The sequence below is a fragment of the Streptomyces sp. Edi2 genome (genome assembly GCF_040253635.1).
Classification (GTDB): Bacteria; Actinomycetota; Actinomycetes; order Streptomycetales; family Streptomycetaceae; genus Streptomyces.
The window spans coordinates 4,806,714-4,831,703 of the sequence record NZ_JBEJGX010000003.1 but is presented as its reverse complement, the minus strand read 5'-3'; the positions used below and the strand labels follow the sequence as shown (position 1 = coordinate 4,831,703).

Sequence of the window (24,990 nt, the reverse complement as noted above, 5' to 3'; positions counted from 1 at the left end):
GACCGTGCAGGTCAGCCGGCGAACCCCGGGTACAGGAGGATTCCGGGGTACACGGGGCTTCCCGGGTTGAGCAGACTCTCCGGGTAGACGGGGCTAACCGGGTAGACGGGACTCCCCGGACGCACGGGGCTCCCAGGACGCACGGGGCTCCCCTGATTCCCCGGGCGCACCCGGTGTGCGGCGTTCTCCCTGTGTGCGGAATTCCCCCGGTGCGCAGGCTTCACCCGGTGCGGAGCGTTCGTTCGGTGCGGAGCGTTCGTTCGATGTCCGGCGTTCACCGGGTGCCCGGTGTTCACCGGGTGTCCGGTGTTCACCCGATGCCCGGCGCTCTCCCGATGCCCGGCGCTCTCCCGATGCCCGGCGCTCTCCCGATGCTTGGCACCCGCCGGATGCGCCGCGTTCACCCGATGCTTCGCGCTCACCGGCTGCGCGGCATTCACCGGATCGGCGGGACGCTCCGTGTCGGCAGGCTGATCCGCACTGTCGGAGTTCCCGGGTTCGTCAGCGTTCCCGGGGCCGTCCGAGTCCCCTGGACCATCCGAGTTCCCGGGGCCGTCCGAGTTCCCGGGGCCGTCCGAGTTCCCGGGCCCGTCCGCGTCCTCCGGGCCGCCCGAAGACGACGGGCCGTCCATGTCTCCCGGGTCATCCGAACGCGGCGGGTCGTCCGAGCGCGACGGGTCATCCGAACGCGGCGGGTCATCCGAACGCGACGGGTCATCCGAACGCGACGCGCCGTCCGAGTCACCCGGGTCACCCGTACGCGACGGCCCGTCCGAGTCACCCGGGTCGTCCGCACGCGCCGTGGTGTCCCGGTCATCCGGATCCTGCGGATACCGCGGGCCGTTCGCGCTCAGCCGCAGGCTCCCGAACCGTGCGTTGAGCCAGGATCCGGCGCGCACCGTGGTCACCACGGATCCGGTGCAGTCGCGGCCGTTGTAGAGGACCAGGTCGGTGGGGGTGTCGTTGTCCACCACGCCGTACCCGTCGCCCACTCCGTAGCAGTGGTCGTCGCCGGGGTCCTCGATCCGGTACATCCGGTTGCCCTGGCGGATGTGGTAGGTGATGACGCCGCTGACGGCCTCGGCGTCGGTGGGGCCGAACGCGGCGGACGCCCCCGTGAAGGCCACAGCGCCAAGCAAAGCGATCATGCGTCGCACAGTCGGAACTCCTCGTCAGCCATGGGCAGCGGTCCGGCCCTCGGTCACACCCGTGCGGGATTTCGCCATGTGGGGTTCCCGATGACATATCGGGATATTCACCTCGGAGGGGAAGTTCACCAGCCAGCAGGAGCCCGCGGGAGGCATTGCGGGGGCCTGAGGCCGCTGTTCGAGGGACGGGCCGGACGCCGCCCGTGAACCGGCACCCGTGCTCGTCCACCCGGTCCACCCGGTCCACCTGGTCCGCCCGGCCCACCTGGCCTAGCCGGCCCGCCCCGCCCGCCCGCCCCGCCCGGTCCGCCTACCCCACCCCCGCGACCGCCCCCCTGAAGAGGCGGGCCGCCGACATCCCCAGCCCGGTCGGCGCTGCCCGCCACCCCGGCGAACCCATGGGATGACGCAGCTCGGCCGCGGTGTAGCGCAGGCAGCCCCGGTGCCAGGTGAGGATGCCGGCCAGCCAGTTCTCCAGCTCGTGGACGTAGCCGCCGAGGGCCTTGCGGGCCTCGGGCGAGAGGTCGAAGTCATCACAGACGACCGGGAGTTCATGGGCCGCAACGTGCTGGAACTCGTGCATACGCGAGGTCATGAGGTCATTGATGATGTTCAGCGCGGTCGGGTAGTCGCAGTCGAAGAAGTTCTGGACGACCAGGATGCCGTTGTGGACCTCGCCCTCGTACTCGATCTCCTTCTGGTAGGAGAAGACGTCGTTCAGCAGGCAGGCGTAGTCGGCCGCGGCGTTCTGCAGGGAGAGCAGGGTGCGGGTGCGGTAGATCTCCGGCGGGATCCGCCGGCCGTGGCCGATGCGGCACAGGCTCATGGTGAGGTCGGAACCGAAGGTCGCGCGGCGCATCTCGATGTAGTCGACGGGGTCGGGGATGCGGTGGTGGAGCTGGTTGTCGAGCTCCCAGAGCCAGCTGGCCGTCATCGTGTCGACGGCTTCACGGAACATCCGGCGCGCCTCGGGGGGCATCGGTCCCGCCGTACGTGTCCACAGGTCGGCCAGCCCGCGTTCCATCGCGTTGACCGGCTCGGGCACGGCGGCCGAGGGGTCGAGCGGCATCAAGGCCGACAGCCGCTCGGTGCACACCTTGGCCGAGGCGATATCGCGGGTCCGGCCGAAGACCTGGGGGTAGTAGTCGTCGGCGTAGGTGCCCCAGGCCAGCCAGGCGGCGTCCAGGTCCAGTTGTTCCGGAGTGGCGTCCGGGTGGAGGCCGGCCGCGCACAGCGCCAGGTCGTAGCGCACCATCGCGGGCTCGTCCCAGATGTCGGAGAGCGGCACCCCGGGCTGCGGACCGAAGATGCCCATCCGGCGCGCCCATGCCAGGACGCGGCGGCGGGCGCCCTCCAGGTGCGGGCTGAGGGTGGTGGTGAATGGCATGAAGAGGTCGGGGATGCGTGAGGGGCCGACCTTCTGGTGCGGGACATGGCTGGAGCTGCGGAGACGGCGCGCACCGGCCATGGCCTGACCACCAGCCACGGGCAGCTGCCCACCGGCCGTGGTCGGCAGCCCCTCGCCCGTGGTCAGCGCGGTCCTCAGATCCGCCGCCGAGGTGCCGAATCCGCCCAGGGAGAAGGGCGACCAGGGTCGCGGGCTCTGGACCGCGGAGCCGCCACCGTTCATATAGCGGCTGGAGCGCATATGCCATTCGTGGCCGCCCGACTGCCAGTCCTGGAGCCCCTTGGCGTACGCCAGCACCTCCGCACAGGACTCGGGGTCCAGGCCCTGTTCCAGGAAGAGCGCCGGGAGTTCGGTGACCACGGTGTTCTCGAACTGCTGCAGCCGCGAGGTGATCAGGTCGTTGACGGCGTCCGCGGCCTCCTGGGTGGTGCAGTTCAAGAAGGTCTCCAGCACCAGGACACCATTGCTCAGCTCACCCTCCTCCTCCGTCTCCCGCTGGTAGGAGAAGAGGTCGTTGCGCAGATGCACCCCGTCGGAGAAGGTGTCGCGCAAAACCCGCAGCGGACGGGAGCCGGCGACGGCCGCGGGCACCTCGGCACCGGTCGCGTACTCCACCAGGCCCGCCGACCAGGGCGCGCCACCGACCTTGCGGCGCATCTCGATGTACTCGACGGGGTTGGGCACCCGGTGGATGTTGATATTGGACAGTTCCCACAGCGACTCGTTGAGCAGATGCTCGGTGCTCTCGGCGAACCGCTTCCGCCACGCCAGGGACATGTGCGGCACCGTGCGCGCCCAGAGATCGGCGAGCCCCGCCTCGACGGGGTTGGCCGGTTCGGGAACGGCCGCGGTCAGCTCCATCGGCATGAAGGCGGGCAGCCGGTCGAGGTACTTCTTGCCGCCCTCCCGGTCGAGCGTCCGCTTGAACTCCTCCAGGAAGTGGTCGTCGAAGAAGAAGACCCAGACGTACCAGTCGGTCACCAGCGAGAGCGCGTCCGCGTCGCAGTCCGGGTGGGTGTAGGAACACAGCAGGGCATAGTCGTGGGCGTCGAGATCCTTCTCCTCCCAGATGTTCGAGCCCTCCAGCATCCCCATGTCGCGGGCCCACTTCTTGGAGTGCGTACGCGCCGTCTCCAGATGCGGGTTCAACCGCGCCGGGTAGGGCGTATAGAAGTCAGGCAGTTCGAATGGCTGTGTCACCGTTGCCGGCCTCTCCCCTTACGTACGGAAGGAAGGCGCGGGGAACCACGCCCTCCGGACGGGGCAGCGCTACCCCAGGGGTCAACGCCTTAGGCCTTACGGAGGAAGAGCTTCCGCCACCGGTCCGCTTCAGTTCGGGGCCTGCCGAACGGGGTTACTTCTCGCCGACTTCTGCCGCTTTTCTTTCGCCGACGCCTCGTTCCCCGGCGCCTCGTTCCCCGGCGTCGAGGCCCCGCCCTCTTGCGGCTGTGCGCAGGGCGAGCTGTGCCAGTGCCTCCGGGGCGCCGGCCTGGCCGCGGATGCCGGGGAAGGCATTGATGTCCACGATGAGGGGCGCACCGCCACCGGCGTCGAGAACGTCCACCCCGTAGACGTCCAGGCCGAAGATCTCGCCGGCCCGGAGCGCAGCGCCGGTCCAGCTCTCGGGCAGCTCGCCCACCGGCAGCGGCAACGTCGGCCCGCGGCCGTCCGGAGACAGCTCCGACCGGCGCAACCCGGCGAAGAGCCGCCCGTCGACCACCCACAGCTTGTGGTCCCAGCCGCTGTTCGCGGTGAACTCCTGGACCACCACCGGCTCATCGGCCCAGTCGGCGGCCAGCTCCCGCAGCCGTACGGCGCTGTCGGCACGGGCCACGAGGTCATGGCGCCGGCTGAACCGGCTCTTGATCACCAGGGGCCCGTCCGGTTCGCCGGCCGCGGCCAGCTCCCCGACCGTGGCCACGACGGCGGTACCGGCGAACGGCAGCCCGGCAGCGCGGGCCACCGCCGCCATCTCGACCCGGTCCTGGCATCGCGCCGTCGCCGCCGCGGAGTTGAGCACCGGGGCGCCGTGCTCCTCCAGCAGGGCGGCAAGCGCCAGCGCCCGGGGCGTACGCGCCTTGAGGAGGTAGACATCGGCGAGCGAGGAGAGATCGAGCGGCACAGAGCCGAACGAGGAGGAGTCGAACGAGGAAGAGTCGAGCGAGGAAGAGTCGAGCGACGAAGAGCCGGACGAGGAAAGGTCCGGATCCGGGCCCTGCCCCTCGCCGCCCGGATCCAGCCATACGACCTGGTGCTCCGGGGTCAGCAGCTCGGTGACCGCGGCAAGGAGCGGATGCCCGGGATCCGCGGTGACCAGCCCGATCCTCACCGGCCACCACCGATCGAGGCTGCGGGCCGGGTGGGGCGGGGCAGGGACGGAGCGGTGAACGGGGGTGCCGCGGGGGCCGCAGCGGCACCCGGCTTCGCCGTGGCAGGCGCCGCCGAGGGCTGCTCGCCCGCAAGCTGCCCGGTCGTCAGCGGCTCACTGCCCGGCTGCCCGCTCGCCGACTGCCCGAGGGCCGGCCCGGCCGCCTGCCCTGCCGTGCCATGACGGGCGAGGTCCAGGATCGCGGCGGACACCCGGGCGACCGCGTCCGGTACCTGACGGAAGCTCGGGAAGTCGTTGATGTCCACGACCACCGGGCCGTCCGGTCCGAGCAGAATGTCGACCCCGTACAGATCGAGGCCGAACACCGCGCCGATCTCGGCGGTGATCCGGGCGAGGTCGGGGGTGAGCGGAACCTGACGTTCGCGTACGGCGTGCGCGGGGTGCAGCGGAGAGCACCGCTCGGTCGCGTACAACTCGCCGGCGACGCTGTACACCTTCAGATCCGTACCGGAGTTGGGCACATAGGGCTGGGCGATGAGCAGCCCCCCGTCCGGCGCGCCCGGGTCCCCTGCGCCGGCCTCCGCCACGGGATCCAGCAGCCGGTCCGGCGTCGCCACCAGCCGCACGGCACGCCCGGAACTGCCGTCAGCGGGCTTCACCACGAGGGGGAACTCCGCCTCCGGGATCTCCGCGAACTCCTCGGGACGGGCCGCCGCATACGTCACCGGGACGGGCAGACCGCTGCGGCGGGCGATCACCGCGGCCAGCGCCTTGTCGCGTACGCCGCGGATCGCCCGGACATCGTTCACCGTCGTCAGCCCGACGGAAGCGGCGGCTTCCAGCAGCGTCAGCCCCGGCCCGCCGGACACGGTCTTGAGGACCCAGGCATCATGGCTGCCGGCCTGAATCGCCTCGGATATGGGGATCAGCGAACGGCCCGGCCACAGCACATCCACCTGGTGCCCCCAGGAGCCGAGTTGGCGGATGACGTCCAACGGCATGCCGTCGTGGCGGTACTGCTCCTCCACCAGGAAGCAGAGTCTCATCGGGGCACCCTCATCATCGCCGCACGTCCGTCCACCGTCCGTCCGGCAGAACCATGACGTACCAGGATCCCATGCGGCTCCCGGCAGAGACCGCGGGCCCACGCACCCGGCTCCGGCCCGCCTTCCGACGAGCCCACACCACCTCCTCCGCCAACCCGGCCTTTGCGGCCTCCTCCTGGCCCGCTCGCATTCCCCCTCCGACCCGCCCGCTTGCCCGCTCTCCCGATTCCCCGCGCCCCGCTACCGTGAGGCGACCACGACGGAGAGGGAACGGCACGCACCGGTACGGACCAGTCCGGACCAGTGCGGACTCGTACGGACCCGCAGCATTCGGGAGGCCCGATGACCAACAAGGCCGCGCCCTTCGACGACCTCGACCGCAAGATCGTTACGGCGCTGATCGACAACAGCCGGGCGAGTTTTGCGGAGATCGGTGCGGCGATCGGGCTGTCGTCCACCGCGGTGAAGCGGCGGGTGGACCGGATGCGGGAGAACAACGTGATCACGGGGTTCACCGCTACCGTCCGGCCGGCCGCGCTGGGGTGGCTGACCGAGGCGTATGTCGAGGTGTACTGCGACGGCGCGGCGCCGCCCCGGCGGCTCGCCGAGGTGGTGCGCAACCATCCGGAGATCGCCGCGGCGATGACCGTGACCGGTGGCGCCGATGCACTGCTGCACGTACGGGCGAAGGATGTCGAGCACTTCGAGGAGGTGCTGGAACGGATCAGGGCCGAGCCGTTCATCCGCAAGACGATCAGTTACATGGTGCTGTCCCATCTCCTGCCGGACAGCCCGGAGGCGGGCGCCGGCCAGTTCTCCGGCGACTCCGCGCCCTGACGCGACGCGCGCGCACCAATCAGCGCGCGCACCGATCCGGCGCTCACCGGCATTTCCACGCAGCATTCCTGCGCTGATGAGCAGCATTTGTTGCTTGTGACCCGAATCCGTCGCTCCTTACCGTGGAAGCACCACGGGTGACCCTCAGTGACAGCCGGTCGCCCCGCAGTGCCACGCATTGCCCGCAAGCCCCGTAAGGAAGCGAAGGGATCGTCCCGTGCCGAAGAGTCGTGTGTCGCGCCCCCGGCGCTATCTGGTCTGCGAGCCCAGACACTTCGATGTGCGTTACACGATCAATCCGTGGATGAGTGCGGAGATCCCGGTGGACACCGCCCTCGCGGGGCGCCAGTGGGAGACGCTGATGGGCGCCTACCGCGACCACGGGCACACGGTGGAGAGCGTGCCCCCGGTGGCCACGCTGCCCGACATGGTGTTCGCGGCGAACTCCGCGCTCGTCGTGGGCGGCCGGGTCTTCGGCTCGTCCTTCCATGCGCCGCAGCGGCGGCCGGAGTCCGTGGAGTACGAGACCTGGTTCAAGGCGGCCGGGTACGACGTCTACCGGCCCGAGTCGCCGTGCGAGGGCGAGGGCGATCTCGTACCGGCCGGCCGCTACATCCTGGCGGGTACGGGCTTTCGCACCACGCCGGCCGCGCATCGCGAGGTCCAGGAGTTCTTCGGCGTACCGACCATCGGCCTGCAGCTGGTGGACCCGTACTTCTACCACCTGGACACCGCGCTGTTCGTCCTGGAGGAGACGGCGGAGACGGGCGAGGCGAATGTCGCCTACTACCCCGGGGCGTTCTCGACCGGCAGCCGTGAGGTGCTGCGCCGGCTCTTCCCCGAGGCGGTGCTCGCCACTCGGGACGACGCCCTGGCCTTCGGCCTCAACTCCGTCTCCGACGGCCGCCATGTCTTCGTCGCCCCGCAGGCGACCGGCCTGATCGACCAGCTCAGCGCGCACGGTTATGTCCCCGTCCCCGTCGACCTCTCGGAGTTCCACAAGGCCGGCGGCGGCATCAAGTGCTGCACCCAGGAGATTCGCTGATGACCGCTCCCACCCGTACCGCCCGCGTGCACGCTCCCCGTTCGTCCGCGGAGCTGATCCAGGCCGAGGGCCCGGTCCTCGCGCACAATTACCACCCGCTGCCCGTGGTGGTCGCGCGCGCCGAAGGGGTCTGGGTCGAGGACGTCGAGGGGCGCCGCTACCTCGACATGCTGGCCGGCTACTCGGCGCTCAACTTCGGCCACCGCCACCCGGCCCTGATCGAGGCCGCGCACCGCCAGCTCGACCAGCTCACCCTCACCTCCCGCGCCTTCCACAACGACCGGCTCGCCGGTTTCGCCGAAGGCCTCGCCGAGCTGACCGGCCAGGACATGGTCCTGCCGATGAACACCGGCGCCGAGGCGGTGGAGAGCGGCATCAAGGTCGCGCGCAAGTGGGCGTACGACGTCAAGGGTGTCCCGGCGGACCGGGCGACGATCGTGGTGGCCGGCGGCAACTTCCACGGCCGGACCACGACCATCGTCGGCTTCTCCGACGACGACACGGCCCGCGTCGGCTTCGGGCCCTTCGCCCCCGGCTTCCGCACCGTCCCCTACAACGATCTCGCCGCGCTCGAAGCGGCCGTGGACGAGACGACGGCCGCCGTGCTGATCGAGCCCATCCAGGGCGAGGCGGGTGTCGTGATCCCCGACGACGGCTACCTCACCGGCGTACGCGAACTGACCCGGCGGGCCGGGTGCCTGTTCATCGCCGACGAGATCCAGTCCGGGCTGGGCCGCACCGGCACCACCCTGGCCGTCGAGCACGAGTCCGTGGTGCCGGATGTGCTGCTGCTCGGCAAGGCGCTCGGCGGCGGCATCGTCCCGGTCTCCGCGGTCGTCGCCCGCCGCGACGTGCTCGGTGTCCTGGGCCCCGGCCAGCACGGTTCGACCTTCGGCGGCAACCCCCTGGCGGCCGCGGTCGGTTCGGCCGTCGTGGAACTGCTCTCCACCGGGGAGTTCCAGCGCCGCGCCGCCGAGCTGGGCGAGCGGCTGCGCAGCGGTCTGGCCGCGCTGACCGGCAAGGGCGTGACCGGCTTCCGCGCCCGCGGCCTGTGGGCCGGTGTCGACATCGACCCCGCGCTCGGCACCGGCCGGGAGATCAGCGAACGCCTGCTGAAGGAAGGCATCCTGGTCAAGGACACCCATGGCTCGACGATCCGGCTGGCCCCGCCGCTGACCATCACCGGTGAGGAACTGGATGCGGCGCTGGGGAGCCTGGAGCGGGCGCTGGTCTGACCCCTGCCGGAAGGCCGAAGCGGCCGCAGCCCGGGTGAGCTGCGGCCGCTTCGTGTCCGCGCGGTGCCCCTAGAAGGAGCCGTTGCGGTTGATCATCTCCAGGCAGGCCTTGTGCGAGCTGCCCTTGAAACGGACACAGAGCGTGCTGCCGCTCGGCTGCAGCCCCGGGACGGTGTGGCCGACGATCTCGCCACCGGACCGCTTCGCCTTGAACGAGTAGCTCATGCCCTCCGAATTGGAGATGTAGACGGTCGCGGACTTCCGGCTCTTGGACGGGTTGGTCCAGGAGGCGGTGACGGTACCGGGGTTGGGCGTCCCGTCCCTGCCGTCGGCCTTGATGCAGATCTGCGGCCCCGACCAGTCGTGGGTGCAGGAGGATGCGGCGGCGTGCGCGGCCGGGGTGGCGGCGACGGCGCTCAGCACGATCGTTCCGGCGACGGTCAGCGTACGGAGCAGCTTCGAACGGGTCATGTGTGGGGGGAATCCTCTCTTCGGTGTACCGGCAGAAGACACAACGGCCCCGCCACGAATGGGGCGTGGCAGGGACCGCGGTCACGTAGTTGATCTTAGTCGAATCTTCGAACTCACGTGCCATAAAAGGAAAGAAGCCGCAGGCCACCGTGGCTGTGAGCAGCCCGGGCGGACCGGCGGTCAGACCGCGCGCGTCTTCGCGTAGTGGCGGGAGGCCTTCGCACGGTTGCCGCAGGCGGCCATCGAGCACCAGCGGCGGGTGCCGTTCCGCGAGGTGTCGAAGAAGTGCAGGATGCACGCCCCGTGCGCGCAGCCGCGGATCCGGTCGGGGGCGGTGCGCAGCAGATCCAGGTAGTCACGGGTCGCGGTCCAGGCTGCGCCCCAGGACGGATCCTCGAACTCCGCCACCTCGCCGGGGCCCTCGGGCATCAGGGTGGCGCGGATCCGGCCATGGCCGAGTACGGCGTTGACGCCCTCGGTACCGGCCGTGCCGCCGGGGCCGTCGACGGCGAGGGCAAGGGCCTCGCGGGCGAGCAGCACATGCTCCAGTGCGGCGGCGTCGTCGGCGGGGAAGCGGCGGGCGAGACCGTTGCTCGCGAGCCAGATGCGCAGCCCTTCGGGGCCGGTGAGCAGATCCTGGCGTACGCCGTCGGACATCCAGCGGGTGTTCAGCAGATCCAGCGAGACGGGCTCTCCGGTCAGAGGGCGGGGGTCGAGTGCGGGCATCTTCCCTGACTCCTCCTTCTGATCCTGCTGACGTCGGCCTTCTGACGTCAGCCTTCTGACGTCCGGGCCCCCTTGGGCTAACCATTCAAGAGTACGTAAGAGGTTGCCGGCCCACACCACTAACCCCTAACATCATTTTCACCAGTTAGAGCGCGGCTCGATCCGAGGAGCTGAGGACCGTGGAGGATCCGTACCACGAGGGCTCGCGCGCCGTGCAGGACCGGCTCGGCCTACGCGCCGTGGCCGATCACATCGGCCGCTCCATCGGACCGGGCCTCCGCGAGGTGGCCGCGGCCTTCCTCGGGCTGCAGCCGATGTTGGTGATCGGCGCGGCGGACGAGGCCGGCCGGATGTGGGGCTCGCTGCTCACCGGCGCTCCCGGATTCGTACGGGCCACGGGCCCCCGGCGGATCGCGGTCACGGGCGGCCCGCCGGACGGCGACCCGCTCACCACGGCCCTCGCGACCGAGGGAACCGGCATCGGCACCCTCGCTCTCGATCCCCGCACCCGGCGCCGTTTGCGCCTCAACGGCACGGCCGCACCGACGCCGCGCGGGTTCGTGGTGGCGACCGAGCAGGTTTTCGCCAACTGCCCGAAATACCTGCAGCGGCGGACGCTCCTGGCGCCTGTCCCCGCCCCGGCCGGTGCCACGCGGCGGGGCCGGGAGCTCACCCCCGGGCAGCAGCGGCTCATCCGCGCCGCCGACACCTTCTTCCTCGCCACCGCGGCCGCCGACGGCGCCGATGCCGGCCACCGCGGCGGCAACCCCGGCTTCGTCCGGGTGACCTCGCCGAACGAACTCTCCTGGCAGGACTACCCGGGCAACGCGATGTTCCTGACCCTGGGCAATCTCGAAGGCGATCCGCGCGCCGGACTGCTGTTCGTCGACTGGAGCACCGGCAGCACGCTCCAGCTCACCGGCACCGCGACCACCGTCTTCGGCGCGGCCGGCCGCACCCTGCACTTCACGGTGGCCGAAACCGTGGAGACCCCGCACGCGAGCCCGCTGCGCTGGTCCACGCCCGAGTACTCGCCCGCCAACCCACCCGTGCGGGACAGCGCATGAACCTCCGGCCGGCGCCTCCGCTGAGCCCCGAAGCCTCCGCCCGAAGAGCCCGCCCGGGTTCCCCCCACAGCCAAGAGAAGGAGCCCGCCATGGCACCAGCACGCCCACCCTTCCCGCCGTTCGACGAGCCCAGCGCGCTGCAGAAGGTCCAGGCGGCCGAGGACGCCTGGAACACCCGCGATCCGGAGCGGGTCGCCCTCGCCTACACCGAGGACTCGGTCTGGCGGAACCGGGACACCTTCCTCACCGGCCGCGACGAGATCATCGCGTTCCTGCACCAGAAGTGGACCCGCGAACTGGACTACGCACTGCGCAAGGAGCTCTGGTCCTACCACGGCAACCGCATCGCGGTGCGCTTCCAGTACGAGTCCCATGACGCGGCCGGCCAGTGGTGGCGCAGCTACGGCAACGAGCTGTGGGAGTTCGACGACGAAGGCCTGATGCGCCGCCGGGAGGCCGGCATCCACGATGTCGCGATCACCGGCGACGAACGCCGCATCTTCGGGCCCCGCCCGGAGGAGGAGAAGGGGCGGCCGCTTCCCTTCCGCTGATCAGGCGCAGGCGGGGAGCCTGCCGTCCGGCTGCCCCTGAGCGGCGCAACCGAGGGGCCCGGCGCGACCGAGGGCCCCGGCGCGACCGACACGACCGGCGCCACCAGCGCAATCGGCAGGCCCCCGCTCCCCTCCGCCCCGCTCCCGGCTCACCCGCCCGTCAGCACCTCCCCCAGGACGGCCACACCCTCCGTGATCTCGCCCGGAGTGCGGGCGGCATAGCCGAGGACCAGGCCCGGCGCGGCAGGGAGTTGGCGGTGCCAGGACAGCGGCTGGACCTTGACGCCGCGGGCGAGGGCCGCCGCGGCCAGGTCCGTATCGGAGCCGCGGCAGGCGCCCGGCGCGAAGGTGATCGTCAGATGCAGGCCGGCCGCCGCGCCGTGCACGGTCGCGCCCGGCAGATGGGCCCTGATCGCCGCGATCATGGCGTCCCGGCGCTGCCGGTGGCGCCGGCGCAGCAGCCGCAACCGGCGTTCCAGCTCGCCCGATTCCATCAGCCGGGCCAGCACCAGCTGCGGCAGTGCGGCGTTGCCGAGGTCTGCGAACCGTTTGGCGTCGACCAGCGCCGTGCGATACCGCGGCGGCGCCAGCACCCAGCCCACCCGCAGGGCGGGCGCGAGCAGCTTGGAGACGCTGCCGGCGTAGCAGACCTGGTCGGCCAGGAGTGAGCGCAGCGCGGGGGCCGGCGCACGGTCGTAGCGGTGCTCGGCGTCGTAGTCGTCCTCGATGATCAGGCCGCCGTCGGCCGCCCAGCGCATCAGCTCGCGGCGCCGGCCGCCGTCGAGCACCACCCCGGTCGGGAACTGGTGTGCCGGGGTGAGCAGTACGGCCCGCGCACCGCTCGCTTGCAGCGCATCGACCCGTATCCCGTACTCGTCGACCGGCACCGGCGGCGTCCCCTGCTGCCAGTGGCGCAGATGCTGTTGCGCTCCGAGGGAGCCGGGGTCCTCCACCGCGATCTCCCGGATCCCGTCACGGTGCAGCACCTGGGCGATCAGGCCGAGGGCCTGCGCGGTACCGGAAACGATCAGCACCTCGTCCGGGTCCGCCCTGATCCCGCGGTTACGGGCCAGCCAGTCGGCGACGGCCCGCCGTAGTGCGGGAGTGCCGCGGGGGTCCCCGTAACCGAGCTCGGCGGAGGCAAGACCGGCGAGCACCGCGCGTTCGGCGCGGAGCCAGGAGGTGCGGGGGAAGGCGGACAGGTCGGGTACGCCGGGTGCGAGATCGATCCGTGCGGGCGCGGTGCGGAGCTGGTCGAAGATCTCCGGGCCGGGCGGCGCGGCGAACGGAGTGACGGCTCGGTGCACGGACGGCGCCGCCCCTGTGGTCTTCGCCGTGGCCACCGTGGACCCCGCCGTGGCCGTCACGGGCGCGGCGACGACCACGGTCCCGCCTCTCCGCCGCCCGGCGAGCTGCCCGTCCTCGGTCAGCCGCTGATACGCCTCGGTGACCACCCCCCGCGATACCCGCAGGTCAGCGGCGAGTACCCGGGTGGCGGGCAGCCTGCTCCCGACCGGTAGCCGCCCGTCCGCGATCGCGCGCCGCAACTCCCGGGCGAGCCAGTCCGTCCGGCCGCCCGCGCGCGCTTCCGCGATGTTCAGCTGCAGGAAGTCGGAGGAGCCGGAGGCGTCGGAGGAGCCGGAGGCCCGGGCAGAGGGCGACGAGGCGGCGGACGAGGGTTCCACGGAAGGTGAGGGACTTGAGAAAGTTATGGACCTGCCGGTGAGCCGTTCTTTGGACCTGTGCACCGGGCCATTGTCCCGGCACGGTGAAGCCATGGACATGAACACGGCTTACGTTCACGGTTACTTGCCCCGCGAGGCCCGGCGCCTCTGCGACCAGGCGGACACCCTGGCCCCCTTGCTGCACGCCGGAACGGCGTACCCCGCCGGCAGCTGTGTCCTGGAGGTCGGCTGCGGGGTGGGCGCGCAGACCGTACATCTGGCCAGGAACAGTCCGCGGGCGCGGATCGTCGCGGTCGACCGTTCCGAGAAGTCACTGGCCCAGGCCTGCGCCTACGTGACGGAGCAGGAGCCACGGGCCGACGTGACGTGGCGGGCCGCCGACCTGTTCCATCTCCCCTTCCAAGCGGCCGAGTTCGACCACATCTTCGCCTGCTTCGTGCTGGAGCACCTTTGGGAACCCGACCGGGCACTGGCCATGCTGCGCCGGCTCCTGCGCCCCGGCGGGACGCTCACCGTGATCGAGGGCGACCACGGCTCGGTGGTCTTCCATCCGGACAGCCTGCACGCCCATGAGGTGATCGGGCATCAGGTACGCCTGCAGGCCGCAGCCGGCGGAAATGCGCTGCTGGGACGGGAGCTGCAGCCGCTGCTCACCGGCGCCGGATTCAGCGATGTGGTCATCCGTCCCCGTACGGTCTATGCCGACCGGACCCGGCCCGCCCTGGTGGAAGGCTTCACCCGGAACACCTTCATCGCCATGATCGAAGCGGTCCGGGACGACGCCCTGGGCTTCGGTCTGACCACCGCCGCCGACTGGGACCGCGGGATCACCGATCTGCGGCGGACCGCGGAAGGCGACGGGACCTTCCACTACACCTTCTTCAAGGCCGTGGCCGTCAATCCGGTGCCGTAGGGGCCGCAGGGGGCATCAGGGCCGTAGGGGTCATCAGGGCCGTAGGGGTCATCAGGGCCGTAGGGGTCCGCGGCCCTCGACGCATTGCCCCCAGCGCCTCGTCACCACCGTCGCCCATTCACCCGATCAAGAGAATTCCGCACTTCCTTTGCAGATGTCTTCACGGGAAATTGACCGCTGTGGCGGGTTGCGCCAACTCGCCGCCAACCCCCCATAGGCCACCGCGTGCCGGAGCGCTATGGTCGGATTTCCAGGAACGTAACGGGGGAGGTCAGCCGCGAATGGCACAGGACGATGCCGTCATCGGCTGTACGGGAGTGCTGCTCATCGGCACGCGCGGGACTGCCGGTCCCGGTGAGGTCCTGGTACGGATCAGAGGCGGTAGCGAGGCCTTTCTCGCCTGGTCCGCCGAGCCCCTTCCGGTAGGGGCCACCGTGCTCGTGATCGAGTCCCGTGGCAGTCGCCAGGTCGACGTCATGGAGTGGGCGGATCCGTTGGACGCGTTGTCCGGCAATGCCGGCGACGCCGGTTGAGGAGATATAAGGATGTTCGGTTACCGCGTTCCTGCCCCCGATCAAGCCATGCTGATCTCGGGAGGCAGGCGTGGACAGGGGGGCGCGCCGTTCCGAGTGGTCACCGGACACGGCAAATTCGTGTTGCCGGTCTTCCGCAAGGTCCGCTTTCTGACGCTGGCCATGTGCGAGGCGGAGGTCTCGGAGACCTGTGTGACCCGGCAGGGCATCGCGCTGACGGTGCGCGCGGTGATCGCGTTCAAGGTCGGCAACGACACCGAGAGCGTGGTCAACGCCGGTCAGCGGTTCCTGTCCGACCAGGACCAGATGTCGGTGCTGACCGGCCGGATCTTCGCCGGTCATCTGCGGTCCATCATCGGCTCGATGACGGTCGAGGAGATCGTCACCGAACGCCAGAAGCTGGCCACCGAGGTCCTGGAGACCTCCAAGACCGAGATGGCGAAGATCGGTCTGATCGTCGACTCGCTGCAGATCCAGTCGATCGACGACGGCGAGACCGGCTACATCGAGGCCATGTCCGCCCCGCACAAGGCAGCCATCCAGCGGCAGGCACAGATCGCCCAGGCGCAGGCCACCCAGGCCTCGGCCGAGGCCGAGCAGGAGGCCGTCCGCAACCAGGCGGAGTACTCCCGGCAGACCGCCGTGGTCCAGGCCGAGTACGCCGCCGAGGTGGACCGCGCCAAGGCCCGGTCCGCGCAGGCCGGTCCGCTGGCGCAGGCCCACGCCCAGCAGGAGGTGCTTGCCGCCCGGACCGAGCTGGCCGAGCGCGCGGCGCAGCTGCGTCAGCAGGAGCTGGTGGCCGAGGTCGTCAAGCCCGCCGAGGCGGAGGCCGAGCGCATCCGGCTGCTGGCCCTGGCCGAGGCCGAGCGGATGAAGATCCAGGCCGAGGCCGCCGCGTCGCACGACCGCGTGGCCCTGGACCGGATGCTGATCGACCAGCTCCCGCAGATCGTCAAGGAGGCCTCCGCGGGCCTGGCCAACGCGAATGTCAATGTCCTCAACGGCACCGACGGCCTGGGCGAGATCGCCGCCGGCCTGGTCGGCCAGGGCCTGACCATCCTCGACTCGGTCCGCCGCAACCTCGGCACCCCCGAGGGGCAGGACGGCAAGACCGACAAGAACGGCGGCACCGCCGCGCAGCAGGGCCACAACGGCCGGGTCGAGATCGAGTAGCGACCGAGCGGGGAGCCGGCAGCGAGCGGGGATCAAGCCGGGAGCGAGGAACGGCTCCTGAGCTTGGTGGGGCCCAGGGGGAGGAAACCCCTGGGCCCCACCCGGTTCGCCTCTCCCCGCTCCCTGCTTGATCCCCGCTGACGTTTCCACCCCGCTGACGTTTCCACCCCGCTCACCTCCCCGCCCCGCTGACGTTTCCGTCCCGCTCGCACCCCCGCCCCCGCGGCCGGTCTTCCGCCATGTGCTTGTGGCGGGCGTGGGACACCAGATGGTTAAGCACGGCGACGGTGGTGGCGACATCGGCGTCGTCGAAGCCGGCCAGCGCCTCGTGGAGACCGGCCTGGCTGGTGTCCTGGAGTCGGCCCAGGACAGCCTTGCCGTGGGGCGTGATCGCCACCTTCCGGGCCCGGCGGTCGGCGGAGTCCGGGGTCCGTTCGACCAGGTCCTGGGACTCCAACTGGCTGATCTGGCGGGTGACATGAGGAGGCTCGACCATCAGCAGTGCGGCCAGGTCGCCGACCCTGCTGACCCCGCCGCTGTCCTCCAGAGCCATCAGCAGCCAGAGATCGGAGCGCGCCGCCGTGACTCCCGCCTCGGCCGCCTGGCGTTCGTGCGCCCGGGAGCGGGTGAGCAGGTAGGACAGCGTGGCCAGCACTCTTTGCAGTGCGGCGATGGGGTCCTGGTCTCTTCCGGGGTCCGGCATGCAGGCACTTTAGCTGCCCTTGGGGTGCCCGGATCCGCCCTGTGGCACGTCGTTCCGAGGGCGCGCGTCCGCTCGGTTTGAGCCAACCTCGGGGGCGCCTTGATCACCTCTTTCCTCCCCCGTTCGCGATGAGTTAACGTGTGAACAACTTACTTGCTTAAGTTAGGTAACTAGAAGGGGAGCCCCCTCGGTGACCGTGATTCCTGCTGGTCACGGTGGCTGCCGAGGTGGTTACCGAGTGGCTACCGAGCGAGTGGTTGACCGAGTTCGCAGAGCCCGTCGAGGAAAAGCGCTACCCGCACCGTTCGCCACGGCAGTGCCGTGTCCCGATCGTGGAAGGACCAGCCGCATGACGACTGCAGAACGTACCGAGGCGGAGCACGGCACCGGCCCGGACGCAGGCCTCGCCCCCCTTGCCGTCCCGGCCGCCCGGGCCGAAGGCTGCCCCTTCGATCCCGCGCCCGGCGTAGAGCGGGCCCGCCGGGAGGAGCCGATCGCCCGGGCCACGCTCTGGGACGGCTCCGCCTGTTGGCTGGTGACCCGGCATCAGGACGTACGGGAGGTGCTGGGCGACCCGCGGTTCAGCGCCGACGCAACCCGGCCGGGATTCCCCTTCCTCACCGCGGGCGGCCGGGAACTCGCCACCGTCAAACCGACCTTCATCCGCCAGGACGACCCCGAGCATGCGCGGCTGCGCCGGATGCTCACCGCCGACTTCATGGTGAAGAAGGTGGAGGCGATGCGCCCCGAGGTGCAGCGCCTCACCGACGACCTGCTCGACCGGATGACCACGGGGCGCAACTCGGCCGATCTGGTGGCCGAATTCGCGCTGCCGCTGCCGTCCCTGGTGATCTGCCTGCTGCTCGGCGTCCCGTATGACGACCACGAGTTCTTCCAGGAACGCAGCAGCCTGCTGCTCAGCCTCCGGTCGACAGCCGAGGAGGTGCGTGGCGCGCAGGAGGATCTGCGGCGCTATCTGACCCGGCTCGCCGAGTCCAAAAGGAGCGCGCCGGACGACGGCATCGTCAGCCGGCTGGTCGCCCGCGGTGACCTCGACGACGAGGAAATCGCCTCCATGGGGCGGCTGTTGCTGATCGCGGGCCATGAGACCACCGCCAACATGACCGCGCTGTCCACCCTCGCCCTGCTGCGCAACCCCGACCAGCTGAAGCGGCTGCGCGCGGACCCCTCGCTGATCAAGGGGGCCGTCGAGGAGCTGCTGCGCTATCTGACGATCGTCCACAACGGTCTCCCGCGGGTCGCCACCGAGGAGGTCACGGTCGGCGGCCGCACCATCCGGGCCGGCGAGGGCGTGCTGTGCACCCTCAACTCCGCCAACCGTGACGACGGCGTCTTCCCCGGGGGCGACGCACTCGATGTCGGCCGCGATGCCCGGCGTCATGTCGCCTTCGGCTTCGGCGTCCACCAGTGCCTGGGCCAGCCGCTCGCCCGGGTGGAACTGCAGATCGCCGTCGAGACACTGCTGCGCCGCCTGCCTGACCTGCGGCTCGCCATCCCCTTCGAGGACGTCCGGTTCCGTCACGACATGGGGATCTACGGGGTGCACGCTCTGCCGGTCGCGTGGTGAGCCCTCCGTTCCGTCACCGGCCCCCTCCGGCCTTTCGGACCATCCGTCATCCCGACCAGCCCGTCCGGCCCGTCCAACCTGTCCAGCCCGTCCGCCCACGGCCCTCAGCAGCCCGGCGGCCCATCGTGGGGAGAACCATGCGCGTACACATTGACCAGGAGAAGTGCTGCGGCGCCGGAAGCTGTGTGCTGTCCGCACCGGAGGTGTTCGACCAGCGCGAGGAGGACGGCATCGTCGTACTCCTCGATGCCGAACCGCCGGCCGGGCTCCATGACGCGGTCCATGAGGCAGTGGCCATCTGCCCGGCCGCGGCGATCTCGGTCGAGCAGGCGGACCGGGCGGGGCGGGTCTAGCCGACGGGCCACGGGACCGGTCCGGCCTGACCGGACCCGATCCGGTCCGGTCCGGTCCGCCCCGGCCCGAATCCGCCGGAGGGGACCTGGCGGACCCGGTTCGCCGGAGGGGACCCGGCGGCCCCGGTTCGGCATGCGAGAGGGGTGCACAGACGTTTACCCTTGGGGGTGAACGCCCGTGCACCCCTGTCCGCCGTTCCGCCGCGCCCTACGGAGAACCATGCCCGCAGCGATACCCGAGCCCGTCGAGACCGCCGCACCCGGCGGCGCCGGCCACCCGCGCGCACTCGTCGGCGTCCTCGCCTTCTGCGGTGTCGTCGTGGCCGTCATGCAGACGCTCGTCGTACCGCTGCTGCCGCACATCCCCCAGCTCACCGGCGCCACCCCGGCCGCCGCGAGCTGGCTGGTCACCGTCACCCTGCTGACCGGCGCGATCTGCACCCCCGTCCTCGGCAGGGTCGGCGACATGTACGGCAAACGCCGGGTGCTGCTGGCCTCCCTCGGAGTCCTGGTGCTCGGCTCCGTGCTGTGCGCCGTCAGCTCACAGATCGGGGTGCTGATCGCGGGGCGGGCCCTGCAGGGCGCGGCGCTCGCGGTGGTGCCGCTCGGCATCAGCATCATGCGCGACGAGCTGCCGCCGGCGCGGGTGCTGTCCTCGGTCGCGCTGATGAGTTCCACGCTCGGCATCGGCGCCGCGGTCGGACTGCCGATCGCCGCGCTGGTCATCGAGCACTCCGACTGGCACACCATGTTCTGGGTCTCGGCGGCCCTCGGGCTGCTGGACGTCGTGCTGGTGCTGAGCTGCGTGCCCGAATCGCCGCTGCGCTCGCGTGGCCGCTTCGACGTCCTGGGCACGCTCGGCCTGACCGTTTCGCTGAGCTTCCTGCTGCTCGCCGTGACCCAGGGCGCCGGCTGGGGCTGGGCCTCCGCGCGCACCCTCGGACTGCTCGTCGCGGCCGTGCTGACCGGCCTGGCCTGGGGCGCCTACGAACTGCGCTGCGTGTCGCCGATGGTCGATCTGCGGGTCTCGGCCCGGCCCGCGGTGCTGCTGACGAACCTCGCCGCCCTGCTGATCGGCTTCGCTTTCTACGCCAACTCGCTGGCCACGGCGCAGATGGTGCAGGAGCCGCGGAGCACCGGATACGGGCTGGGCGCTTCCCTCGTGGTCAGCGGTCTGTGCCTGCTGCCGGGCGGGCTGTCGATGGTGGCGCTGTCGCCGGTGTCCGCGCGGATCTCGGCGAAGCACGGGCCGAAGGTCACCCTGGCGCTGGCCGCCGCGCTGATGGCGGTGGGGTATGTGGTGCGGTTCTTCACCAGTCATCAGCTGTGGATGATCATCGCGGGGGCGACGGTGGTGTCCGCGGGCACCGCGCTCGGCTACTCCGCGCTGCCCGCGCTCGTGATGCGCGCGGTGCCGGCCGGTGAGACCGGGGCGGCCAACGGCCTCAACACGCTGATGCGTTCGGTGGGGCAGGCGTTCTGCAGCGCGGCGGTCGCCGCCGTACTGACCAATGTCACCTTCCAGGCGGGCGGCCGGACCGCCCCGACCCTCCATGCGTACCTGCTGGTCTTCCTCATCGCCGGCGCCGCCGCGCTGCTCGCCCTCGCCGTCACGCTGTGCCTGCCGGGGGGCCGCACACCGCCGCCGGCCGGTACGGTCGGGCAGGTCCGGCGACCGGCCCCGCCGGCGCGGACGGCGCTCACCCAGGAGGACGCATGACCGCTCAGGCCGAGGCCGCCGCAGCCGCACCGGAAGGCACGGGACACCCGGGACGCCCGGGCCCGGCCACCGTCCCGACACCCGCGAACGCCCCCGGGACGAGCCCCGCCGACGGCACCGGTACGGAACGGGGCGCCATGACCGCCACCGGCACGGAACCGAGCCCCATGTCCGACCCTGGCACCGACCCCGACCCCGGCACCGGCCGCGCTGCCATCCTGCGCGCCGCCCGGCGGGCCTTCGCCCTGCGCCCGTACGCCGAGGTCACGCTGCGCGGGATCGCGGCCGACGCGGGGGTGAGCGCCTCACTGATCGTCAAGCGGTTCGGCAGCAAGGAACAGCTCTTCGGCGCCGTGGCCGACTTCGGCCCGGCGGCCGATGCACTGTTCACCGCACCGCTTCCGGAGCTCGGCCGGCACATGGTGCACACCCTCGTCGGCCAACGCCGCGCCCAGCAGGGCGATCCGCTGCTGCGCGTCGTCTTCTCCCTGGGCATCAGCGACGAACGCTCGCTGCTGCGCGACCGGTTCCAGGAGCAGATCACCGACCGGCTCGCCACCCTGCTCACCGGCCCGGACGCCGCCCTCCGGGCCGAGCTGATCGCCGCCCAGCTGATCGGCCTGGGCGCCACCCTCAGCATCCACCGCACCGGCGCCGCCTCCCAGGCCCCGCCCGAACGGCTCGCCGACCTCTACGCGCCCGCCCTCCAGCGGCTCATCGAAGGCTGAACGACGGCGGTCAGCCGGCGGCCTACGGCCGGGGCACCAGCCCGTCCTCGACCAGCCCGGCCAGCACGGCCTCCCCCAGTGCCTGCACCGCGGACTGCGGCCGCACCATCACCGTGAACTCCTTGATCCGGCCCGCCTCGTCGAACTGCAGCAGATCGATGCCGTGGATCTGCTTGCCGTTCACGGTGGCCCGGAAGATCAGGACCGTCGAGTCGGCGGAGCCGCCGTCCGGCCCCGCCGCCGTCTGGGCGCTGCCCTCGAGCTCGCCGACGTAACGGAAGTCCTGGAACGTCCGCAGCAGCACCCCGAACAGCCCGAGCACCATCGGCCGCCCCTCGAAGGGCGTGAACTTCACCGGGCTGTACAGGCGCACATCCTCGGTGAACAGCTCCTCCACCCCGTCGAGATCCCCTGCCTCCACCGCCGCCTTGAAGCGGTCCGCCGTCGTCCCCATCGCTCTTCCTCCTCGCTCCGGCCGGGCAGACCACCCGGCCCGCCCGGTGCCTCTCAGGCTCCTGGTTCACGCTGCTAGTCACGACTATGATTAATCATATTCTTGAGTATGGGAAGAGGTGCCCGAGGACATGGCGCTCAAGCACGCGGTGCTGGCAGCACTGCTGGACGGCGAGTACAGCGGCTATCAACTGGCCAAGGCGTTCGATGCCGGTGTCGCCAACTTCTGGCACGCGCTGCCGCAGCAGCTCTATACGGAGCTGGCCAAGCTGGAGGCGCAGGGGCTGATCACCGGCCGCCAGGTGGTCCAGGAGACCCGGCCCAACAAGCGGCTGTTCCACGTCACCGACGAGGGCCTGGCCGAGCTGGAGCGGTTCGCCGCGGCCGCGTCCAAGCCCTCGTTCATCCGTGACGATCTACTGGTCAAGGTGCAGGCCGTGGACCGGATCGACGCCGCGCCGGTGATCGAGCAGCTGCGGGAGCGGGCACGGGTCGCCGCCGCCAAGGCCGAGATCTTCGACCAGCTGCTGACCCGGCTGCGCGGCGGCAGGGACGAGGCGGAGTTCCTGGTCAGCGGCGACCGGATCGGCCCGTATCTGACCTGTCTGCGCGGCCTCGGCTTCGAACGGGAGACCCGCGCGTGGTGCGAGCGGATCGCCGGCGTACTGCAGGAGCGGAGCGGGGCACGCCGGCACCCGTAGGACCTGCCTCCCCGGCCCCGCCCGCCTCGGACGAACTCCGGCCCCGGAAGACAGCGACCGGCGGGCCCCGGGACGCCGCTCATCCGGATCGCGCAGAACTCCTTCGTGTGACTACGGACATCAGCCGACGCACACCCGGGAAACAGACATTCCACAAGAAAAGGAATGAAAGGGAATATCCCCATGCGTCTTTGCCACACCGTCGCCACCGCCGTCGGCGCCCTCGCGCTCGCCCTGGCCCTGCCCACCGCCTCGGCCGGAGCGGCCACCGGCCCCTTCACCTACGTGTACACCGACTCCACCGGCACCCCGCACGTGGGCCTGCTCGCCGACCCGCCGAGCCGGGCGTGCCTCGCCCTCCCCGAGGTGACCGACCCCGCCGTCCAGCCCGCCCACACCCCGAAGAACTACACCTCATCCGTCGCCACGGCCTTCACGGGCTCCGACTGCACCGGCGACCACTTCAGCCTCCGGCCGAACGGCGGTCACGCCTCGGATCAGCTGAAGGTCCGTTCGGTGGTCTTCTCCTGATCCGACGTCAGCACCGGCATCAGCATCCGGAGGGCTTCGGCCGACCGCGACCCCGGTTCGGCGTGGTAGGTGATCACCTGCTGGTCGGGGTCGGCGGGCAGGGTCAGGGTCTCGTAGGCCAGAGTCAGCCGGCCGGCCAGCGGGTGGTGCAGGACCTTGCTGCCGAACCCCTTGTCCTGCACCTCGTGGGCGGCCCACAACTGCCGGAATTCCGCGCTCCCGAGCGAGAGCCGGCCGATCAGCGAGGCCATTTCGGGGTCGTCCGGGTAACGGCCGGCATCGCGTCGCAAATAGCCGACCACAGCGGTGGCTTTGGCGTCCCAGTCCTCGTAGAGCGCGCGTGCTGCCGGGTCCAGGAACACCAGCCAGCCCAGATTGCGGCGCTCGGGCGGCAATGCGGCGAAGTCGCCGAGCAGCGCGCAGGCGAGCCGGTTCCAGCCGATGATGTCCAGCCGCCGGCCGATGACATAGGCGGGGACGCACTCCATCGTGTCGATCAGCTGCTGCAGCGCCGGGCGCACCCGTTGCGGGAGGGCGGCCGGGCGGATCCGGCGGGCGACCGGGCGGGCGAGATGGGTGAGGTGATCGCGCTCGGTGGGGGTCAGCCGCAGGGCGGTGGCGATGGCGTCCAGTACGGCGGACGAGACATTGCGGCCGCGGCCCTGTTCGAGACGGATGTAGTACGCCACACTCACCCCGGCGAGCTGCGCCAGCTCCTCCCGGCGCAGCCCCGGCACCCGGCGCCGCCCGCCGTACTGCGGCAGCCCGACGTCCTGCGGCCGCAGCCGGGCGCGCCGGGAGCGCAGGAACTCACTCAATTCCTTCCGTGGGTCCATCACCGCATTCTGCGGCCACGGACCGGGCCGGAGGGTGGTTCCGTCAGTACTAGGCACGCCATGCATACGTTCAAGAGTGCACTGGTTACGGCAGGCGGAACACCGCATCGTCGGTGGCATGACCCACACCTCTGTCTTCGCGTATGCCGCACCCGCCCCGAAAGCACCGCTGGAGCGGACCACGATTCCGCGCCGCGAGCTGGGTGCCCACGACATCCTGATCGACATCAAGTACGCCGGTATCTGCCACTCCGACATCCACACCGCGCGCGCCGAGTGGGGCGACGGCGGGGCCTTCCCGATCGTCCCCGGCCATGAGATCGCCGGTGTGGTCGCCGAGGTCGGCACCGAGGTCACCCGCTACAAGGCGGGCGACCGGGTCGGCGTCGGCTGCTTCGTCGACTCCTGCCGGGAGTGCGAGAACTGCCGGGCCGGTCTGCAGCAGTACTGCACCGGCGAGCTCGGCAACGTCGGCACGTACAACGCGACCGGCCGGGACGGCGAGATCACGCAAGGCGGCTACTCGACCCACCTCGTCGTCGACGAGAACTACGCCCTGCGCATCCCCGAGAGCATCCCGCTGGACGCCGCGGCCCCGCTGCTGTGCGCCGGCATCACCCTCTACTCGCCGCTCGCCCACTGGCAGGCCGGCCCCGGCAAGAAGGTCGCCATCGTCGGCCTGGGCGGCCTCGGCCACATGGGCGTGAAGATCGCGCATGCGATGGGCGCCGAGGTCACCGTGCTGAGCCAGTCGCTGCGCAAGAAGGACGACGGCCTGCGGCTGGGCGCCGACCACTACTACGCCACCTCCGACCCGGCCACCTTCGAGGAGCTGGCCGAGAGCTTCGACCTGATCGTCAACACCGTATCCGCCAACCTGGACCTGAACGCCTACCTCGGACTGCTGCGCACCGACGGCACCCTGGTCCAGCTCGGCGCCCCGGAGAACCCGCTGCCCGTCGCGCCGTTCGCCCTGCTCACGCGGCGCCGCTCGATCGCCGGCTCGCTGATCGGCGGCATCCCGGAGACGCAGGAAATGCTCGACTTCTGCGGTGAGCACGGGCTGGCCTCGGACATCGAGGTGATCAGCGCCGAGCAGATCAACGAGGCGTACGAGCGGGTCCTGGCAAGCGATGTCCGCTACCGCTTCGTGATCGACACCTCGACGATCTGAGCCATCCGAACCATCGGATCCATCTGATCCACGAGC

The 24,990-nt window shown here is 71.0% G+C and carries 25 protein-coding genes; 15 read left to right on the top strand and 10 right to left on the bottom strand.

Annotated features, from left to right (window positions below; genetic code table 11):
- Positions 1-11: 11 nt before the first annotated feature.
- The 4 genes from ABR737_RS24790 to ABR737_RS24775 form a co-directional block, all read right to left on the bottom strand.
- A complete protein-coding gene (locus ABR737_RS24790) occupies positions 12-1,148 on the bottom strand; it encodes a hypothetical protein (protein ID WP_350252378.1) in 1,137 nt (378 codons plus the stop codon).
- A 310-nt stretch (positions 1,149-1,458) separates the two neighbouring features.
- Positions 1,459-3,756, bottom strand: coding sequence for a terpene synthase family protein (locus ABR737_RS24785; protein WP_350252376.1), 2,298 nt, complete (start codon positions 3,754-3,756; stop codon positions 1,459-1,461).
- 154 nt (positions 3,757-3,910) lie between these two features.
- The gene (locus tag ABR737_RS24780) at positions 3,911-4,885 is read right to left on the bottom strand and encodes an ATP-grasp domain-containing protein (protein ID WP_350252374.1); all 975 of its coding nucleotides are present in this window, start codon (positions 4,883-4,885) and stop codon (positions 3,911-3,913) included.
- Positions 4,882-5,931: an ATP-grasp domain-containing protein gene (locus tag ABR737_RS24775; RefSeq protein ID WP_350252373.1), complete on the bottom strand. Its 1,050-nt coding sequence runs from the start codon at positions 5,929-5,931 to the stop codon at positions 4,882-4,884. The genes ABR737_RS24780 and ABR737_RS24775 overlap by 4 nt, the downstream gene beginning before the upstream one ends.
- A gap of 342 nt (positions 5,932-6,273) precedes the next feature.
- Here ABR737_RS24775 and ABR737_RS24770 point away from each other — a divergent pair, with 342 nt between their 5' ends.
- From ABR737_RS24770 to rocD, 3 genes are all read left to right on the top strand, one after another.
- Positions 6,274-6,768, top strand: a complete 495-nt coding sequence (locus tag ABR737_RS24770; protein ID WP_350252371.1) for an Lrp/AsnC family transcriptional regulator — start codon at positions 6,274-6,276, stop codon at positions 6,766-6,768.
- A 217-nt stretch (positions 6,769-6,985) separates the two neighbouring features.
- The gene (gene ddaH / locus ABR737_RS24765; protein ID WP_350252370.1) at positions 6,986-7,813 is read left to right on the top strand and encodes a dimethylargininase; all 828 of its coding nucleotides are present in this window, start codon (positions 6,986-6,988) and stop codon (positions 7,811-7,813) included.
- Positions 7,813-9,048, top strand: a complete 1,236-nt coding sequence (gene rocD / locus ABR737_RS24760; protein ID WP_350252369.1) for an ornithine--oxo-acid transaminase — start codon at positions 7,813-7,815, stop codon at positions 9,046-9,048. The genes ddaH and rocD overlap by 1 nt, the downstream gene beginning before the upstream one ends.
- Positions 9,049-9,117: 69 nt before the next feature.
- On the opposite strand, the gene ABR737_RS24755 is transcribed toward rocD, so the two are convergent.
- Positions 9,118-9,519: a hypothetical protein gene (locus ABR737_RS24755; protein WP_350252367.1), complete on the bottom strand. Its 402-nt coding sequence runs from the start codon at positions 9,517-9,519 to the stop codon at positions 9,118-9,120.
- Positions 9,520-9,699: 180 nt separating this feature from the next.
- Complete coding sequence (locus tag ABR737_RS24750; protein WP_350252366.1) at positions 9,700-10,245, bottom strand: CGNR zinc finger domain-containing protein; 546 nt, start codon at positions 10,243-10,245, stop codon at positions 9,700-9,702.
- 170 nt (positions 10,246-10,415) lie between these two features.
- Between ABR737_RS24750 and ABR737_RS24745 the strand changes: the two genes are divergently transcribed.
- Both ABR737_RS24745 and ABR737_RS24740 read left to right on the top strand, forming a co-directional pair.
- Positions 10,416-11,312: a pyridoxamine 5'-phosphate oxidase family protein gene (locus ABR737_RS24745; protein WP_502964503.1), complete on the top strand. Its 897-nt coding sequence runs from the start codon at positions 10,416-10,418 to the stop codon at positions 11,310-11,312.
- Between the two features lie 89 nt (positions 11,313-11,401).
- Entirely contained in the window at positions 11,402-11,863 is a 462-nt protein-coding gene (locus ABR737_RS24740) for a nuclear transport factor 2 family protein (RefSeq protein WP_350252363.1), read from the top strand.
- Between the two features lie 149 nt (positions 11,864-12,012).
- On the opposite strand, the gene pdxR is transcribed toward ABR737_RS24740, so the two are convergent.
- Entirely contained in the window at positions 12,013-13,470 is a 1,458-nt protein-coding gene (pdxR, locus tag ABR737_RS24735; protein ID WP_502964502.1) for a MocR-like pyridoxine biosynthesis transcription factor PdxR, read from the bottom strand.
- Between the two features lie 169 nt (positions 13,471-13,639).
- Between pdxR and ABR737_RS24730 the strand changes: the two genes are divergently transcribed.
- The 3 genes from ABR737_RS24730 to ABR737_RS24720 all read left to right on the top strand — a co-directional run bounded on the left by ABR737_RS24730 (position 13,640) and on the right by ABR737_RS24720 (position 16,167).
- Positions 13,640-14,461 carry a methyltransferase domain-containing protein gene (locus tag ABR737_RS24730; protein ID WP_350252359.1) on the top strand — a complete coding sequence of 274 codons (822 nt, stop codon included), beginning with the start codon at positions 13,640-13,642 and terminating at the stop codon, positions 14,459-14,461.
- A 281-nt stretch (positions 14,462-14,742) separates the two neighbouring features.
- Complete coding sequence (locus tag ABR737_RS24725) at positions 14,743-14,994, top strand: NfeD C-terminal domain-containing protein (RefSeq protein WP_350252357.1); 252 nt, start codon at positions 14,743-14,745, stop codon at positions 14,992-14,994.
- 12 nt (positions 14,995-15,006) lie between these two features.
- The gene (locus tag ABR737_RS24720; RefSeq protein WP_350252356.1) at positions 15,007-16,167 is read left to right on the top strand and encodes a flotillin family protein; all 1,161 of its coding nucleotides are present in this window, start codon (positions 15,007-15,009) and stop codon (positions 16,165-16,167) included.
- 172 nt (positions 16,168-16,339) lie between these two features.
- Here ABR737_RS24720 and ABR737_RS24715 read toward each other — a convergent pair whose 3' ends face one another.
- Complete coding sequence (locus tag ABR737_RS24715) at positions 16,340-16,870, bottom strand: MarR family winged helix-turn-helix transcriptional regulator (RefSeq protein WP_350252355.1); 531 nt, start codon at positions 16,868-16,870, stop codon at positions 16,340-16,342.
- Positions 16,871-17,219: 349 nt separating this feature from the next.
- Between ABR737_RS24715 and ABR737_RS24710 the strand changes: the two genes are divergently transcribed.
- The 4 genes from ABR737_RS24710 to ABR737_RS24695 all read left to right on the top strand — a co-directional run bounded on the left by ABR737_RS24710 (position 17,220) and on the right by ABR737_RS24695 (position 21,259).
- Positions 17,220-18,458 (top strand): cytochrome P450, encoded by a 1,239-nt coding sequence (locus ABR737_RS24710; RefSeq protein WP_350252353.1) that lies wholly within the window; start codon positions 17,220-17,222, stop codon positions 18,456-18,458.
- A 137-nt stretch (positions 18,459-18,595) separates the two neighbouring features.
- Positions 18,596-18,811 (top strand): ferredoxin, encoded by a 216-nt coding sequence (locus ABR737_RS24705; protein WP_088798993.1) that lies wholly within the window; start codon positions 18,596-18,598, stop codon positions 18,809-18,811.
- Positions 18,812-19,031: 220 nt separating this feature from the next.
- A complete protein-coding gene (locus tag ABR737_RS24700; protein ID WP_350252352.1) occupies positions 19,032-20,531 on the top strand; it encodes an MFS transporter in 1,500 nt (499 codons plus the stop codon).
- Complete coding sequence (locus tag ABR737_RS24695) at positions 20,528-21,259, top strand: TetR/AcrR family transcriptional regulator (protein ID WP_350252350.1); 732 nt, start codon at positions 20,528-20,530, stop codon at positions 21,257-21,259. The genes ABR737_RS24700 and ABR737_RS24695 overlap by 4 nt, the downstream gene beginning before the upstream one ends.
- Before the next feature lie 22 nt (positions 21,260-21,281).
- Here ABR737_RS24695 and ABR737_RS24690 read toward each other — a convergent pair whose 3' ends face one another.
- Positions 21,282-21,713, bottom strand: a complete 432-nt coding sequence (locus ABR737_RS24690; RefSeq protein WP_350252349.1) for a nuclear transport factor 2 family protein — start codon at positions 21,711-21,713, stop codon at positions 21,282-21,284.
- 130 nt (positions 21,714-21,843) lie between these two features.
- Here ABR737_RS24690 and ABR737_RS24685 point away from each other — a divergent pair, with 130 nt between their 5' ends.
- Together ABR737_RS24685 and ABR737_RS24680 are read left to right on the top strand one after the other, a co-directional pair.
- On the top strand, positions 21,844-22,413 hold the full coding sequence (locus ABR737_RS24685; protein WP_350252348.1) for a PadR family transcriptional regulator: 570 nt from the start codon (positions 21,844-21,846) through the stop codon (positions 22,411-22,413).
- Positions 22,414-22,596: 183 nt separating this feature from the next.
- Entirely contained in the window at positions 22,597-22,944 is a 348-nt protein-coding gene (locus ABR737_RS24680) for a hypothetical protein (RefSeq protein ID WP_350252346.1), read from the top strand.
- Here the strand turns inward: ABR737_RS24680 and ABR737_RS24675 are convergent.
- Positions 22,911-23,780 (bottom strand): helix-turn-helix domain-containing protein, encoded by an 870-nt coding sequence (locus ABR737_RS24675; protein WP_350252344.1) that lies wholly within the window; start codon positions 23,778-23,780, stop codon positions 22,911-22,913. The two genes, ABR737_RS24680 and ABR737_RS24675, sit on opposite strands and share 34 nt — an antisense overlap.
- A gap of 118 nt (positions 23,781-23,898) precedes the next feature.
- Here ABR737_RS24675 and ABR737_RS24670 point away from each other — a divergent pair, with 118 nt between their 5' ends.
- On the top strand, positions 23,899-24,954 hold the full coding sequence (locus ABR737_RS24670; protein WP_350252343.1) for an NAD(P)-dependent alcohol dehydrogenase: 1,056 nt from the start codon (positions 23,899-23,901) through the stop codon (positions 24,952-24,954).
- Positions 24,955-24,990: the final 36 nt, after the last annotated feature.